Here is a 14753-nt window from a genome sequence, read left to right as displayed (position 1 = left end):
GAAAGGATGGCCATGGAAGCCAACGGAATCGTATTGTCGCCCGACCCTCGTCTGCGCCAGGAGTGCGCCGTCATCGAGGAGATCACCCCGGCGATTGAGGCGCTTGCCGAGAAGATGAAGAAGATGATGTTCGACAACGGCGGTTGCGGCCTGGCCGCCCCGCAGATCGGCGAGCTCATCCAGCTCGTCACCATCGACTGCGACTACACCGACAAGAACGACTATGACCCCTACGTGCTCATCAACCCTGTCATTGTTGAGCAGAGTGACCATCTGGTGCCGTTTAGCGAGGGCTGCCTTTCTATCCCTGGCATTAGCTGCGAGATCGAGCGTCCCGACCATGTCGTTGTCGAGGCATACGATCTGGACGCCAACCTGATTCGCTATGAGGCCTCAGGCGACCTGTTCTGCGTGTGCCTGCAGCACGAGATCGATCACTTGCACGGCAACACCATGTTCGAGCGACTCAAGCCGATGCAGCGCATCAAGGCCGTCAAGGAGTACCAGGACGCCCTGGCCCGCGGCGCTCGACCGGGCGAGACGGAGTAGGTCCCACCGTCCCCTTCCGCCGCAGGGCTTAGGTTTTGCTCCATGCTCAAACAGTCCTGCTCGCACGAAGAGCACATTAAGTGCTCTTCGGCTCGTGCGGAACTGCGCGTGGAGCAACAACCTAAGCCCTGCGGCGGAAGGGGACTGCGTTTTCGTGCTTCTTTTCGCTCGGGTGCCGTCGGGCCAGGGATGGGCGTCTTCGCTGATAATTGCTTTGTCGGAAGAGCTGCTTTTATTGCGGCTCTTTCTTTGGTTTTGGGTATATTTGTTCTTGTTGAATTGTTATTGCGGATGGGCTGGCGACTTGGCTTTCCGCTGTTATTTGTAGCCATCTCGGTTTTGTTTGAGGGGAGACGTTCTTTATGCGTATTGTGTTTATGGGTACGCCCGATTTCGCGGTGCCGTCGCTTACTTCGCTTGTTGAGGCTGGGAATGAGATTACGCTGGTAATTACGCGTCCCGATGCTGTTCGCGGGCGTGGTAAAAAGCTGGAGCCGTCTCCTGTTAAGGCCAAGGCGCTTGAGCTTGGTCTGCCCGTTGTTGAGGCAAATCGTATGACGCCGGATGTTATTGATCGCCTTAAGGCTGCTGATGCCGATATTTTCTGTGTGGCTGCCTATGGCTGCATTTTGCCCGATGAGGTGCTGCATATGGCGCCGCTCGGTATTGTGAATGTTCATGCTTCGCTGCTGCCCCGTTGGCGTGGCGCTGCTCCCATTCAGCGTGCCATTCTTGCTGGTGACGAGGTTGCCGGCGTTTCCATTATGCGCATTGGGCATGGCGTGGATACGGGCGCTTATTGCGCGCAGGTGTCGACCTCGGTTGCCGGTAAACATGCCGAGGCGCTCACGATGGAGCTTGGTGAGCTGGGCGGTAAGTTGCTTGCCGATACGCTTCCCTCGCTTGCCGACGGCTCGGCTGTTTGGACTGAGCAGGATGAGTCACTCGTCACGCATGCTGCCAAGATTTCCAAGCAGGAGATGCGTCTGGATTCGCAGATGGGGGCGCTTGATTGCGTGCGTCATGTGCTTGCTTCTTCCGACACCGCTCCCGCTCGCTGCGTGATTGCCGGCAAGACCGTGCGCGTGCTCGATGCCGCGCCGGCAGATGTATCGCTTGGCGAGGGGCTCGTCGCCGTTCGGGCCAAGCGCGTCTACCTGGGCCTGTCCGATGGCGCGGTCGAACTGCTCGAGGTTAAGCCCGATGGTAAGCGTGCTATGGCTGCTTCTGCCTGGGCTGCCGGCCTGCAGGATGCGGATCTTTCGTGGGGTGTTTTGTCATGAGTAAGCTTTCCCCCGCGCGCAAGCTCGCGCTTGATGTTTTGATGGAGGCCGATCGCCGCGGCATATACGCGCGTGACGTGCTCTCGTCCCGTGCTTCGGCCAAGGCCATTGACCAGCGCGATTCTGCTTTTGCCGCTCGTTTGGCACTGGGCGTTGCAGCCACCCAGGGCATTTTGGATGAGCTGCTCGACCAGTTTCTCGATAAGCCCAAAAAGGTCGCGCCTCGCGTGCGCATGGCACTTCGTATCTCGGCCTTCGAGATGCTCTATCTGCATACCCCGGGTCGCGTTGCGGTGAGTCAGGGCGTTGAGCTCGTGCGCAGCGGTGCTAAGTCTGCCGCCGGTCTGGCGAACGCCGTGCTGCATAAGGTTGCGAACAACGTCGAGGACTTTGCCACTGCGGCGGATGCCGATGAGTCCGAGCGCCGTTTGGTTCGCCTATCTCGCCTGATGGGCATGCCGCGCTGGCTGTGCGCTCGCATTATGGCGTCGTTCGATACACCCGAGGGCGCGCTCGGCTTTGCCGGCAATCTGGCGCCCGCGCCGCTGGCTTTGCACGAGAATGCCTTTGCAACAAAACCCGATCCGTACATTTCGCAGCTTGTGGCACCCGTGTTCCCGGGTTGCCATGCGCCGGTCGACGCGCAGGCCACGGTTGCGTCGGGCGTGTTTGAGCGCGCAGCTGCCGTGGCCTCGGACCTTAACGCCCAGCTCATCGCTACCGCGGCGACCCGTCCCGGGCGTTGTCTAGAGATTGGCGCCGGTCGTGGCACCAAGACCTATGTGATGATGTGCCAGGCCAAACGTGCCGGTTACGACCGTCAGCACACCTCACTCGATTTGCACGACCGCAAGTGCGACCAGAATCTCGCACGTCTGCATAAGGCGGGTATTACGGGTGTTCGTACGGTGTCGGGCGATGCCTGCGAGCTCAATGAGGTGCTCACGTCCTTTGACGCGATGCTTGGCGAGCCTGCCCTGTTCGACACGGTGTTTATCGATGCTCCGTGCTCGGGCACCGGCACCATGCGCCGTCATCCCGAGATTCCCTGGCGCCTTGCCGAGGGCGACGTTACGACTGAGCTGCCCCGCCTGCAGCTGACGATGCTCAAGGAAGCAGCCGCGCGCGTGGCTGCCGGCGGTGAGCTTATCTATGCCACCTGCTCGGTCTTCGACGAGGAGAACACGCAGGTCGTTGATGACTTCCTAGCCTCTCCCGAGGGCGCCGGCTTTACCGTGGCGCCGCTCTCCGAAGCTCAGATTTTGCAGCTCCCCGATTTCGCGCAGGCCAAGAAGCTTGTCTCCGTACGCCAGAACGACCGTGGACTTTTCCAGAGCGTCCCCGCAAACGCCGATTCCTACGACGGCCACTTCTGCGCCAGACTGGTCCGCAAGTAAAACGGATTCCAAGGGTAGCTAATTTGGGACGGGGCTTTTTTAGCTGCCCTGGCCGCCAGTCGGCCAAACATTTGCGTTATCAGCTGGGGCAGCTAAAAAAGCCCCGTCCCAAATAAGCTACCCTACGTTTCAAGATGATCCGCTTGCCACGAAATGGGCCTATCTACTACATTAAACCCATTACCCTCAACCATGCCAAATTTAGCGAAATCAAAACCGCAGGTAGACGGCTCGTCGATTTTGTAAAAACGCAGGTGTGCTCGGACCATACGGGTCAAACGTAGTAGATAGGCCGTTTTCGTGGCGCAACCCCAGACCAGTCGCCGGGGCGTGGGACATTCCTGAAAAATTCGACCCCGCGATCGGGCTTGAACGCGGGGTCGCTTGTCGCTAGTGGTTATGCGGGCAGTCGGCGCAGCAGCCACTGGTGGCGCTGGTGCTGGACCCGCCACTGCGCTGGTCGGTGTTGTAGAAACCGCTGCCGTCGAACTTAATGCCGCTGGCCGAGAACGTCTTGGATGCCGGGGCGCCGCAGCTGGGGCATACAACCTCGGGAGTCTCGGACATGGGGTGCTCAACCTCAAAAACGTTGCCGCAGCTCGTGCACTTGTATTCGTAGCGCGCCATAATACTTCCTTTTCAGCACAAAGCGGGCAGATCGCTCTGCCCGCAAAAATTCAAACAGCAGTAACTGTACCCTATATCTAGGGTTTTATCACGCTTCGCCCCAGAATCTATGGGTGCTGCGCAGGAGCTTCGCAGTTTTCTCTTCGGCCTCCGCAACGTCTGCCTCTTGTGCCTGCCACGTCCAGTTGCCTGTGGCTACACCCGGCACGTTCATACGTGCGTCATCGCCCAGCCCCAGCACATCCTGCAGCGGCATCATCACCAGGGGGGCGTCGCTTGCGAGCGCATCGCCCATCAGCTTGGCCGCCACCTCAGCACCACTCGGTTCGTCGCCGCCTGCAAAGGAGCGCGTGCACCAGCCAGCGAGCGTCGAAGTGTCGTGCGTCGAGGTGTACAGGATTTTGCCCGGCGTGGGATGAATTCCGCAGCGAACGTCGTAGTCACTAAACTCCAGTACGTCCATGCCGGGAAAACCGCAGGTCGAAGCCATAGCACGAACGCCAGGCGTCAGATAGCCCAGATCCTCGGCAATAAAATTGAGCGGACCCAGCTCGTCGTAGGCGGTCTGGAACAGGTCCTTGCCCGGACCAGCAAGCCAGCGGCCGTCGGCACAGGCTTTGCCAGCGGGAATGCTAAAGTAGTTGTGGAAGCCCAGGAAGTGGTCCAGGCGCACGCGGTCGTAGAGCGCGAACGCTCGGCGCAGGCGATCGAGCCACCAGCGATAGCCGCTCTCCTTCATGTGGTCCCAGCGGAAGGTGGGGTTTCCCCACACCTGACCTTCGGGCGCAAAGTTGTCGGGCGGCGCACCGGATATCTCGATTGCCTTGCCGGTATCGGACAGCCAGAAGTTCTCGGGCTCGCTCCACGCATCTGCCGAATCGTCCGCCACATACATCGGGATATCGCCGATGACCTCGATGCCCTTCTTGTGCGCATAGTTCATGAGCTCGCACCAGGCAAGGTCAAAGCGGTACTGCATGTACGCCTGAAGCTCGGCCTCGTCGTGGAAGCGCTTGTCGTCGATCAGATGCTCGTTGTAGCGCGCGACATCTGCCGGCCAATTGTGGCGCGACTCGCCCTCAAAGTATTTCTTAACGGCCATGTAGACGCAGTACTTCTCGAGCCAATCGGCATTGCGATGTTTAAACGCGGTGTACAGCGGGTCGGCATCTTCGCCACCGTGGGCCTTCCAAGAAGCGAAGTCGGCGGCCAGCTCCTCGTGACTCTCGGGCAGCAGGTCGATGTTACCCGCAAAAGCCGAGGGTCCGGCATAGGGGGAGCGGAAGAAATCCGTCGGGTTGACGGGCAGGACCTGCCAGTAGCGCATGCCCATGGCGGCCAGGTGGTCGATAAAGCGGCGCGTGGGTGCGCCGATCGTACCCGGCTTGCCATCGTCAGTCGGCACCGAGGTAATGTGGCACACGACGCCCGCGCCATGATCGAGCGGCTCTTGCAGGCGCCTCTTGGCATGGTGATAGATGATCGAAGAGCCCAGCGGGCACAGGTCGAGCGTGACCGTGCCGTTGTGGATCTCGCACTCGTGGCCGCTGATCACGTCACTCGCGCATTCACCGAGCGCCGGAATCGTCACGCGGTGCGAATTGCGCAGGCTGCGATTGACGATAACGGTCGCAGCCTCGCCGTCTTTGCCCGTGCGGGTGTAGGCTAGGACGTCGTCGTTAAGCGCGAAAGCCTTGATCTCGCCGTCAACCATAAAAGGCAACGCGCGGCGCAGGGCGGATGCGTTCTTCACGATGGCCAACGTATCGAAATCGTGGAGCTGGTCCTTTGTCGGCAGGGTACGGCGGTTGCCCGGATCGGTGAGGCCCTCCAGGCCGTACTCATCGCCATAATAGATCGAGGGCACGCCGGGGAAGGTCATCTGCATGAGCGTCGCCAACCAAAAGCGCCTCTTGGCCAGGTCCATGGAGTTCTCGTCCAAGCGCCATTTGCTACGCTCGCTCTCGGGTAGCTGCGACTCGTCGGGACCACCGCCGAGCACCGAGATAATGCGCGGACGGTCGTGGCTCGAAAGCAGATTGAGCGCGCAGGCCAGTGCCTCGCGCGGGTAGTTCTCGCGCAGTGTCTCGATGTCCTCGGCAGCCTGATAGGCGTTCTTGTAGCCCATCAAAAAGCCGATGACCATGTCGCGGAAGGGGTAGTCCATGGCGGAATCGAGTTCGGAGCCTTGCAGATAACGGCGCAGATGGCCATAGCTGATCTTGTTGGAGGCGTCCTCCCAGACTTCGCCGAGCAGCAGCGCATCGGGCTTCTCTTCGAGCACGGCGGCCTTGATATCGGCCAGGAAGTCATCGGAAAGCTCGTCGGCCACATCGAGTCGCCAGCCGTGGGCACCGGCGCGCAGCCACTTGCGAATGACGCCGTCCTTGCCCAGAAGCTTTTTACGCACGAGCTCGGAATTCTCGTTGAGGGCGGGCATGTTGCTCACGCCCCACCAGCAGTCATACGTGCCGTCCTCGTGGAAGGTAAACGCATCGCGCCACGGGGAGTCCTCGCTCTGCCACGCGCCGACGCCGGGATAGTTGCCGTAGCGGTTAAAGTAGATCGAGTCGTCGCCCGTATGGTTGAAGACGCCGTCCAGGATGATGGAAATGCCGAGCTTCTCGGCCGCCTCGCACAGCTCCGTAAAGTCCTGCTCGGTTCCCAGAATCGGGTCGATTTTGGTGTAATCGGCCGTGTCGTAGCGGTGGTTGCTCGCGGCCTCAAAGATCGGGTTGAGGTAGATGGCCGTAAAGCCCAGCTCGGCGATGCGGGGCAGGTCATTTTGGATACCCTTGAGAGAGCCGCCGTAAAAATCCCAAGTCTTGATGGATCCGTCCTCGGCACGCTCGTACACGGGCGGCTCGTTCCAGTCCTCGACCATGCGACGCTGGATTCCCTTACGCGGTTTTTCGACCTCGGCCAGCGTGCGTTCGCGCCAGTTTTCGTCGCGGGCGTAGCGGTCGGGGAAGATCTGGTAGACCATGCCGTGCTCGTACCAGGTGGGACGGTTCTCGCGGTGCTTGTAGACGGTAATCTGGAAGGACGGAACCTCGGCGTAGTTGTATACAACGCCCTCGCCGCCGGTGCGACCCTGCGACGCACCCAAGCGGACCTCGGGCTGGCCTTCGATATTGCATATAAAGCTGTACCATACAAGACAGGGCTCGGCGCAGATGAGCTCACCGGTAAAGATGCCATCGCCCTTGTGCTCCATGGGGATCAAGGTCTCTCCGATGCCGTCGACCCAGGTGCGCAGGGTGAGCGTTGCCTGGTTGGGGTCGGCATCCTCCAAAATCACCGAAAGCGAAACGGAAGTTCCAGTGGTCACAGCGCCAAAAGGAGTGCGAAACTGCGTCAGGCGGCTGTTGTGTATCAATCTCATAGTACGGTCCAGTTCTATACAATCATGGCCAGCGGGTCATGGGCTTAACGCACAGTGCATAAGTATATCCGTTGCACTTTAGTTGTATAAACTACAGTCGCTCACTATCGGCGAACGGTTGTCCTAGAAAATCGTTTTACCAACTATCTACAGAGAAGGGGCGCCCGGTTGGAGCGCCCCTTGTTTAGGGTTTTTATTAGGTTTTAGATCGTCTGTGGACTAGCGGCGCTTGCGGGTGGCCGTTGCCTTGCGGACGGAGGTCTTCTTGGTCGGAGCCTTTTCCTCGGCTGGAGCGGCGGGGGAGACCGGGGCCTTCTTGGCGGGTTCGGTCTTTGCCGTAGCCTTCGGAGCGGTCTTGACCTCGGCGGCCTTCGGTTCCGGTTCGGCCTTTACTGCGGGTTTGTCCTTGGCTTTAGCCTCTGCCTTGGGAGCGGCTGTCTTGGTCGTAGCCTTTTTGGCCGTTGTCGTGGCGCGCTTGCGTGTGGTGGTCTTGGCGGCCGACTTTGCCTCGACAGCTGCCTTGGCCTTGGGCTCGGAGGGTGCCTCCTCGACCTTGACGGCGGGCTTTGCAGCAGCCTTCGGGGCCGTCTTCGCGGCGGCCTTCGTCGTAGCAGCCTTGGTCGCCGGCGACTTCGTAGCCGTGGCCTTCTTGGCGGTCGCGGTCTTGGTTGCGGTCTTGGTCGCGGTCGTCTTCTTGGCAGCGGTCTTGGCCGGAGCCTTTGCCGCGGTCTTAGCCTCGGCAGTGGTAGCCTCAGCGGTGGCCTCGGCCTTTACCTCGGGAGCGGCCTCGGCTTCGACGGCCTTCTTGGCAGCGGCGGTCGTACGCTTACGCGTGGTGGTTGCCTTGGCAGTGGTGGTCTTGCTCGTAGCGGCCTTCGTGGTCGTGGCCTTCTTAGCCGTCGTCTTGCGGGTCGTCGTCTTCTTGGCGGCAGGCTTCGCCGTGGGCTTTACCTCGCCGTCGTCAGCCGGCTTCTCCTCGGCCTTGGGCTCCTCGGCAACAGCGGGCTCCTTAACGGGTGCCGCAGGCTCGGCTTCGGCAGCAACCGGCTCCTCCACAGCCGCAGCAGCCTCCACTGCCACCGGCCTCTCAATCTCTGGGTGCATAAAGAAGTACAGGTCCAGATACTTATCGGCCGAACGTGTCCAGCTAAAGTCCTGGCTCATGGCCTGCGTGACCAGCTGATCCCAGGCCTTGCGGTTATCCCAGAACAGGCGAGCCGCGCGGAACACCGCGTCGCCCATCTCGTCGCCGTTAAAGTGACTAAATGAGAAGCCCGTGCCCTCGCCGGTAAACTCGTTGTACGGTTGCACGGTGTCCTTCAGGCCACCGGTCTCGCGCACAATGGGCAGGGTGCCGTAGCGCATGGCAATGATCTGCGACAGGCCACAGGGCTCAAACTTCGAGGGCATCAGGAACATATCGGCGGCGGCGTACATGCGCTGCGAAAGTGCCGGGTCAAACTCGATACGCGCCGCCATGGTGCCGGGGTATTTGCCCTGGAAGTAGCGCAGGCCGTCCTCGTAGTCGCGGTCGCCGGTACCCAGCACGGCCACCTGAACGCCACCGGACAGGATGCGGTCGAGCGCGTACATGACCAGGTCCATGCCCTTCTGTCGCGTCAGGCGCGTGACCATCACCATAAGCGGGCGGTCGTCGCGAATCTCGAGCCCCAACTCCTCCTGCAGTTTGGCCTTGCATACGGCCTTCCCCGCACGGTCATCAACCGTGTAGTTGGCGGCAATGCGCTTGTCGGTCGCCGGATCAAAACCCACAACGTCAATGCCGTTGAGGATACCCTGCAGTGCGTAGGAACGCTCGCGCAGCACGCCATCCAGGCCCTCGCCAAACTCGGGCGTCTGGATCTCGCCCGCATAGGTGGGGCTCACCGTGGTGATGGCATCGGCATAGTGCAGCGCGCCCAGCATATAGTTAATGCTGCAGGCGTCACAGCGCAACTGCGTGGCGGCTGCCGGAATATGCGCCATACCCAGTATGTCTTCCATCACGGTGTCGCTAAACTGACCCTGGAACGCCACATTGTGGATCGAGAACACGGTCTTGACGCGGTCGTACAGCGGCAGGCCTTGGTAGAACTCTCGCAAGAACACGGGCGCCAGCGCCGTCTGCCAGTCGTTGCAGTGCAGGATGTCGCACTCAAAGCCTTCGGGCAGGTGCTGCAGGCTCTCGGTGATGGCCTTGGAGAAAAACGCGAAGCGCTCGCCGTCGTCAAAGAAGCCGTAGGGATAGTCGCGCGCAAAGTAGTGCTCATTGTCCACGAACATATAGGTGACGCCGTCGTGCTCGAGCTTCTCCAACCCGCAGTACTCGTTGCGCCAGCTCAGGCTCACGTAAAAGTCGGCAAAGTGCTCCATCTGCGCCTTGTACTCGTCCTTGATGGTGGCGTACTTGGGCACCATCACAATGACTTCGGCGCCAGCGCGCACGAGTGCCGCAGGCAGCGAGCCCGCCACGTCACCCAGGCCGCCGGTCTTAACAAACGGCGCGCACTCGGCCGAGGCAAACACGATCTGCATCTTTTTGCTGGTTTGTGCCATTATGTCTCCCATGTTGTAATTCGAGAATAGTCGCCTGGCGCTAACCGGGCGACTATTCTACAAGTTACGTGCGATTATGTGGTGCCAATGTTAACGAGCGATGGTGGTATCGGACGTTAACGGAGCCTTGCCCAGCACCAGGATGTTCTCGGGCGTACCGCGAAGCTCGGTGTTGGTGGGAACCACGTTGTTCTTGTCCAGGATGGCGTTCTCAACACGGGCGCCGCTCTTGATGATGCAGCTCTGGTTGATGATCGAGTTGGTCACCGAGGCGCCTTCCTCGATCACAACGCCGCGCGACAGGATCGAGTTGCGCACGGTGCCCTTGATGATGCAGCCGGCCGAGATGATCGAGTTGCAGGCGTGGCTGCCGGTCGCGTAACGCGAAGGCGGCACGTCGTGGGCCTTGGTCAGGATCGGGCGCTCGGGGTCAAAGAGCCGATCGGCCACGGTCTGGTCGAGCAGGTCCATGCTGCGACGATACAGCGACTTCTCGCTAAACACGCCCACGACCTCGCCCTTGTACTTGTAGCTGCACACGTCGATGTTGCCAAAGTCGCCCTGGAGTGCCTCGAGCAGGTCCAGATAGTCGGCGGCCTGGTAGTGGTCGATGATCTCGAGCAGCGTCTCGCGGTTGACGATGCAGCAGTCCATAGAGGCGTTGTCGCCGTACGCGACGCCGGCGCTTACGCCCGTCAGGCGGCCGTTCTCGTTGATATCGAGCTTGGTCTCGTCTTCGACGTTGTGCGTGGCCTTGCAGTACACCACGGTCATCTGGGCACCGGATTTCTCGTGCGCCTCGATGATGGTGTTGAGGTCCATGTTAAAGATGACGTTGGTGCCCATCATCACAACATAGGGCTTGTCCGAGCGCTGGAACAGCGTCTTGTTGGAGATGATGTCGCGGAGCAAGAAGCGCATGCCGCCCTTGGTGGTGCCATACGCGTTGCCGGGCACCATGAACAGGCCGCCGTTCTTGCGGTCCAGGCCCCAGTCCTTGCCCGAGCCCACGTGGTCGATCAGCGAGCGGTAGTTGCCCGGCATGACAACGCCGACGGTCTTAATGCCGGCATTCATCATGTTGGACAGCGGAAAGTCGATCAGGCGGTAGCGGCCCAAAAACGGAACGGACGCGATGGGGCGATCCTTGAGCAGCACGCTGCCGTAGGTCGAAGAGTAGTTAGCGGTGATATAGCCGATGGCCTTGCGATTGATCATCGGATCATTCCCCCTTCCCGACAACGACGTCATTTCCAACGACGGCCGTATCCTTGGTGGTATCGACAGAGCCGAGCTTCACGCCCTCTTCGACCGTGGAGTTCTCGCCCAAAATAGCGCGGCAAATGTGCGCGCCGCTCTTAACGTGCGCACCCGGTAGCAGCACGGAGTCCTCGACCACGGCGCGCTCCTCGATAATGACATCGGTCGAAAGGATCGAGTGGCGAGCGGTGCCGTAGATCTTGCAGCCATTGGAGACCAGGCAGTCGTCCAGGCGACCGTCCGGGCCAATGTAGTGCGGCGGACGCGTGGTGATGTTGGACATGATGGGGAAGCTCTTGTCAAACAGATCGAACTCGGGGTTGTTGCCCAGCAGGTCCATCGAGGTCTCGTGGAAGCTGGCGATGGTGCCGACGTCCTTCCAAAAGCCGTGGAACTCGTAGCTGTACAGGCGCTTGTCCTCGCCGAGCAGCTTGGGGATGATGTCCTTGCCAAAGTCATGGCTCGAGCGCTGGTCCAGAGCGTCCTCCTCGAGCGCCTTGATCAGCACGTCGGCCGAGAAGATGTAGATGCCCATGGACGCGAGGTTCGAATCGGGCTTCTCGGGCTTTTCCGTGAACTTGGTGATGCGGCCGTCCTCGGGGTCGGTGGTCAGGATGCCAAAGCGGCTGGCCTCCTCCCACGGCACGGGCATAACGCTCACCGTGAGGTCGGCGTTGTTCTCAATGTGCGTCTTGAGCATCTTGCGGTAGTCCATGCGATACAGATGATCGCCCGAAAGAATCAGGACGTACTTGGGGTCGTTGGACTTGATGTAGTTGAGGTTCTGCGTGATGGCGTCGGCCGTGCCCGCATACCATGCGCCACCGGTTTGCGTCTCGTACGGCGGCAGGATCGACACGCCACCGTCGCGGCTGTCCAGATCCCACGCCTCGCCAGAGCCCACGTAGGCATGCAGCAGGTAGGGACGATACTGCGTCAGAACGCCCACCGTGTCGATGCCCGAATTGGAGCAGTTGGACAGCGAAAAGTCGATAATGCGGAACTTGCCACCAAAGCTAACCGCCGGTTTAGCGATCTTTTGGGTGAGTGCCCCCAATCGGCTTCCCTGTCCTCCTGCGAGGAGCATCGCGATGCATTCTTTCTTACTCATCGAATTCTCCTTCTGTCATCGATGTTCCTAAACCCATTAGCGACGGGCGCGGCGCTCGGTCGCGCCCGTCGAGTAATGCCGTGCGGCAAAGGGAACTCGCGGCCTTTAAGCGTGCCAGATCTCGTCGCGGTACTCGCGAATGGTGCGGTCGCTCGAGAACCAGCCGCTCGAGGCGGTGTTGAGCAGCGCCTTGCGGTTCCAGGTCTCCTGGTCGCCATAGCTGCCCGTGAGCTTCTCCCATGCATCCACGTAGCTGCGGAAGTCTGCCATGACCAGGTCGGGGTCGTTGTTGTTCATAAGCTCGTTGTAGATGCTCTCAAAGTTGCCCGAAAGGCCGGCAAACGTGTTGTCCTTGAGCTCATCCATCACGCGGCCCAGACGTTCGCGATCATTGTTGAGCGTATCCCACGCAAAGTAGCTGTTCGATGCCCAGAGCTGCTCGACCTCGGGAGCGGTCAGGCCAAAGATCGCCTCGTTCTCGCGGCCGGCCAAATCGGCGATTTCGATGTTGGCGCCGTCGAGGGTGCCCAGCGTAATGGCGCCGTTCATCATGAGCTTCATGTTGGACGTGCCCGAGGCCTCCTTGCCAGCTGTGGAAATCTGCTCCGAAATCTCGGCGGCAGGGTAGATGAGCTGTGCGTTGCTCACGCGGAAGTTGGGGATAAAGCAGACCTTCATGACCTCGTTGACGCGCGGGTCGTTGTTGATGACCTCGGCCACCGAGTTGATCAGGCGGATGGTCTCCTTGGCAAAGGTGTAGCTCGAGGCAGCCTTGCCGCTAAAGATAAAGGTCGTCGGTGTCACGTGGAAGTTGGGATTGGCGATGCGACGGTTGTAGATGTCCATCACCTTCATGATGTTCATGAGCTGGCGCTTGTAGGCATGGAAACGCTTTACCTGAACATCGAAGACGGTGTTGGGGTCAATAACCAGACCGGTCTCTGCCTTAACGTAGGCGGCAAGACGCTCCTTATTGGTGCGCTTGGAGGCACCCACGGCCTTCAGGAACTCGGTGTCGTTCTGAAAACCTTTAAGTTTCTCAAGCTCAAAGGCGTCCTTCAGCCAGCCGTCGCCAATGGCCTCGGTCACGAGCTTGGCGTAGGTGGGGTTGGCCTCGGCAAAGAAGCGACGGTGCGAGATGCCGTTGGTCTTGTTGTTGAACTTCTCGGGCGTTAAGGCATAGAAGTCCTTGAGCACATTGTTCTTGATGATATCGGAGTGAATCTTGGCCACGCCGTTGACGCTGTGGCTGCAGATCACGGACAGGTTGGCCATGCGAACCTCGCCGTCCCATAGGATGGCTGTCTGGCGCAGACGCTCCTGCCAGCCCTCCTGCGTAGTATCGAACGACTCATGCCAACGACGGCTGATCTCGTCGATGATCTGGTACACACGGGGGAGGAGCTTGGAGAACGTGCCGATGGGCCACTTCTCCAGGGCCTCGGGCAGGATGGTGTGGTTGGTGTAGCTCACGACCTGCGTCACGATGTTCCAGGCGTCATCCCACTCGAGCTTCTTTTCGTCGATGAGGATGCGCATGAGCTCGGGGCCGCACATGGCGGGGTGCGTATCGTTGGTGTGGATGGCCACAAACTGCGGCAGCAGCTCCCAGTTCGCGCCGTGTTCCTTCTCAAAGGTGTCGAGCAGGCTATAGATACCGGCCGAGACAAACAGGTATTCCTGCTTCAGACGCAGCAGACGGCCGTGCTCGCCGGCGTCGTTGGGGTAGAGGATGGCGCTGATAGCCTCGGCCTCGGCGCGCTCGGCGTCGGCCAGGGCGTAGTCGCCGCGGTTGAAGGCCTCAAGGTCAAAGTGCTCCTCGACCGGCTCAGCGGCCCAGACGCGCAGCTTGTTGACGGTCTCGCCGGCATAGCCCACCACGGGGATGTCATAAGGGACGGCCAGGATGTCCTGCGTGTCCACGGTTCGATAGAACGTGCGGCCGTTCTCCTCAAAGCCCTCGACGCGGCCACCAAACTTAATGGTCACGGCCTTGTCCTGACGACGGACCTCCCAGGGATAGCCGTTGGTGAGCCACTCGTCGGTGGTTTCGACCTGGCTGCCGTTGACGATCTCCTGTTTAAACAGGCCGTAGCGGTAGCGCATGCCGTTGCCGTAGCCGGCAATGCCCTCGGCTGCCATGGAATCCAGGAAGCATGCGGCCAGACGACCCAGGCCACCGTTGCCCAGCGCCGGATCGGGCTCCTGGCTCTCGATGACGGACAGGTCAAGGCCCATATCGTCGAGCGCCTCGGCGACCATGTCGCGCACGCCAAAGTTGAGCAGGTAGTTGTCAAGCAGGCGGCCGATCAAAAACTCGATCGAGAAGTAGTACACGCGCTTCTTGCCCTCGGCTGCCGCACGGGCGTCGCTCTTGGTGGCAACGGTGCGGGCCTTCTCGGCCACGAGCTTGGCCAGGGCGTTAAAGCGATCCAGGTCGCTGGCGGCCTCGACGTTCTTGCCGCTAATGCTCATGACGGCATCGCGATAGAGCTCGGTAAACTCCTGCTTGTTGTCGAAGATCTTATTCATACGTTCCTTCCCCCCGGGGATGTTTCTCCCGGAACGGCTGTGACTTGTATCCT

Annotated in this window: 9 protein-coding genes; 3 read left to right on the top strand and 6 right to left on the bottom strand. The window is 60.4% G+C overall.

The annotated features are described in order from the left end of the window. Window positions 1-12 precede the first annotated feature (12 nt). From def to ACTQXO_RS00845, 3 genes are all read left to right on the top strand, one after another. Entirely contained in the window at window positions 13-549 is a 537-nt protein-coding gene (def, locus tag ACTQXO_RS00855; protein WP_118449363.1) for a peptide deformylase, read from the top strand. A 362-nt stretch (window positions 550-911) separates the two neighbouring features. Next, the gene (gene fmt / locus ACTQXO_RS00850) at window positions 912-1832 is read left to right on the top strand and encodes a methionyl-tRNA formyltransferase (protein ID WP_441030880.1); all 921 of its coding nucleotides are present in this window, start codon (window positions 912-914) and stop codon (window positions 1830-1832) included. After that, window positions 1829-3229, top strand: coding sequence for an RsmB/NOP family class I SAM-dependent RNA methyltransferase (locus ACTQXO_RS00845; RefSeq protein ID WP_441030883.1), 1401 nt, complete (start codon window positions 1829-1831; stop codon window positions 3227-3229). Before fmt ends, ACTQXO_RS00845 begins: the two co-directional genes overlap by 4 nt. Window positions 3230-3619: 390 nt before the next feature. Here ACTQXO_RS00845 and ACTQXO_RS00840 read toward each other — a convergent pair whose 3' ends face one another. The 6 genes from ACTQXO_RS00840 to ACTQXO_RS00815 all read right to left on the bottom strand — a co-directional run bounded on the left by ACTQXO_RS00840 (window position 3620) and on the right by ACTQXO_RS00815 (window position 14700). Then, entirely contained in the window at window positions 3620-3856 is a 237-nt protein-coding gene (locus tag ACTQXO_RS00840) for an FmdB family zinc ribbon protein (RefSeq protein WP_154518065.1), read from the bottom strand. 88 nt (window positions 3857-3944) lie between these two features. Continuing rightward, window positions 3945-7241: a 4-alpha-glucanotransferase gene (locus ACTQXO_RS00835; protein WP_441030887.1), complete on the bottom strand. Its 3297-nt coding sequence runs from the start codon at window positions 7239-7241 to the stop codon at window positions 3945-3947. 219 nt (window positions 7242-7460) lie between these two features. Next, the gene (glgA, locus tag ACTQXO_RS00830; protein ID WP_441030890.1) at window positions 7461-9797 is read right to left on the bottom strand and encodes a glycogen synthase GlgA; all 2337 of its coding nucleotides are present in this window, start codon (window positions 9795-9797) and stop codon (window positions 7461-7463) included. Window positions 9798-9887: 90 nt separating this feature from the next. Further along, entirely contained in the window at window positions 9888-11015 is a 1128-nt protein-coding gene (gene glgD / locus ACTQXO_RS00825) for a glucose-1-phosphate adenylyltransferase subunit GlgD (RefSeq protein ID WP_441030892.1), read from the bottom strand. A gap of 4 nt (window positions 11016-11019) precedes the next feature. Beyond that, window positions 11020-12168 (bottom strand): glucose-1-phosphate adenylyltransferase, encoded by a 1149-nt coding sequence (locus ACTQXO_RS00820; RefSeq protein ID WP_427717391.1) that lies wholly within the window; start codon window positions 12166-12168, stop codon window positions 11020-11022. 105 nt (window positions 12169-12273) lie between these two features. Beyond that, window positions 12274-14700, bottom strand: a complete 2427-nt coding sequence (locus tag ACTQXO_RS00815) for a glycogen/starch/alpha-glucan phosphorylase (protein WP_441030896.1) — start codon at window positions 14698-14700, stop codon at window positions 12274-12276. Window positions 14701-14753 lie beyond the last annotated feature (53 nt).

Origin of the sequence: Collinsella sp. LCP19S3_D5, assembly GCF_052121415.1 — a bacterium.
Lineage (GTDB): Bacteria > Actinomycetota > Coriobacteriia > Coriobacteriales > Coriobacteriaceae > Collinsella.
This window is presented reverse-complemented; position numbering and strand designations above follow the sequence as displayed.

What these genes read in the sequence shown, in the direction of transcription:
- def (WP_118449363.1), top strand. Translation starts at nt 13, where the DNA reads ATGGAAGCCAACGGAATCGTATTGTCGCCCGACCCTCGTCTGCGCCAG.
- fmt (WP_441030880.1), top strand. Translation starts at nt 912, where the DNA reads ATGCGTATTGTGTTTATGGGTACGCCCGATTTCGCGGTGCCGTCGCTT.
- ACTQXO_RS00845 (WP_441030883.1), top strand. Translation starts at nt 1,829, where the DNA reads ATGAGTAAGCTTTCCCCCGCGCGCAAGCTCGCGCTTGATGTTTTGATG.
- ACTQXO_RS00840 (WP_154518065.1), bottom strand. Translation starts at nt 3,856, where the DNA reads ATGGCGCGCTACGAATACAAGTGCACGAGCTGCGGCAACGTTTTTGAG.
- ACTQXO_RS00835 (WP_441030887.1), bottom strand. Translation starts at nt 7,241, where the DNA reads ATGAGATTGATACACAACAGCCGCCTGACGCAGTTTCGCACTCCTTTT.
- glgA (WP_441030890.1), bottom strand. Translation starts at nt 9,797, where the DNA reads ATGGCACAAACCAGCAAAAAGATGCAGATCGTGTTTGCCTCGGCCGAG.
- glgD (WP_441030892.1), bottom strand. Translation starts at nt 11,015, where the DNA reads ATGATCAATCGCAAGGCCATCGGCTATATCACCGCTAACTACTCTTCG.
- ACTQXO_RS00820 (WP_427717391.1), bottom strand. Translation starts at nt 12,168, where the DNA reads ATGAGTAAGAAAGAATGCATCGCGATGCTCCTCGCAGGAGGACAGGGA.
- ACTQXO_RS00815 (WP_441030896.1), bottom strand. Translation starts at nt 14,700, where the DNA reads ATGAATAAGATCTTCGACAACAAGCAGGAGTTTACCGAGCTCTATCGC.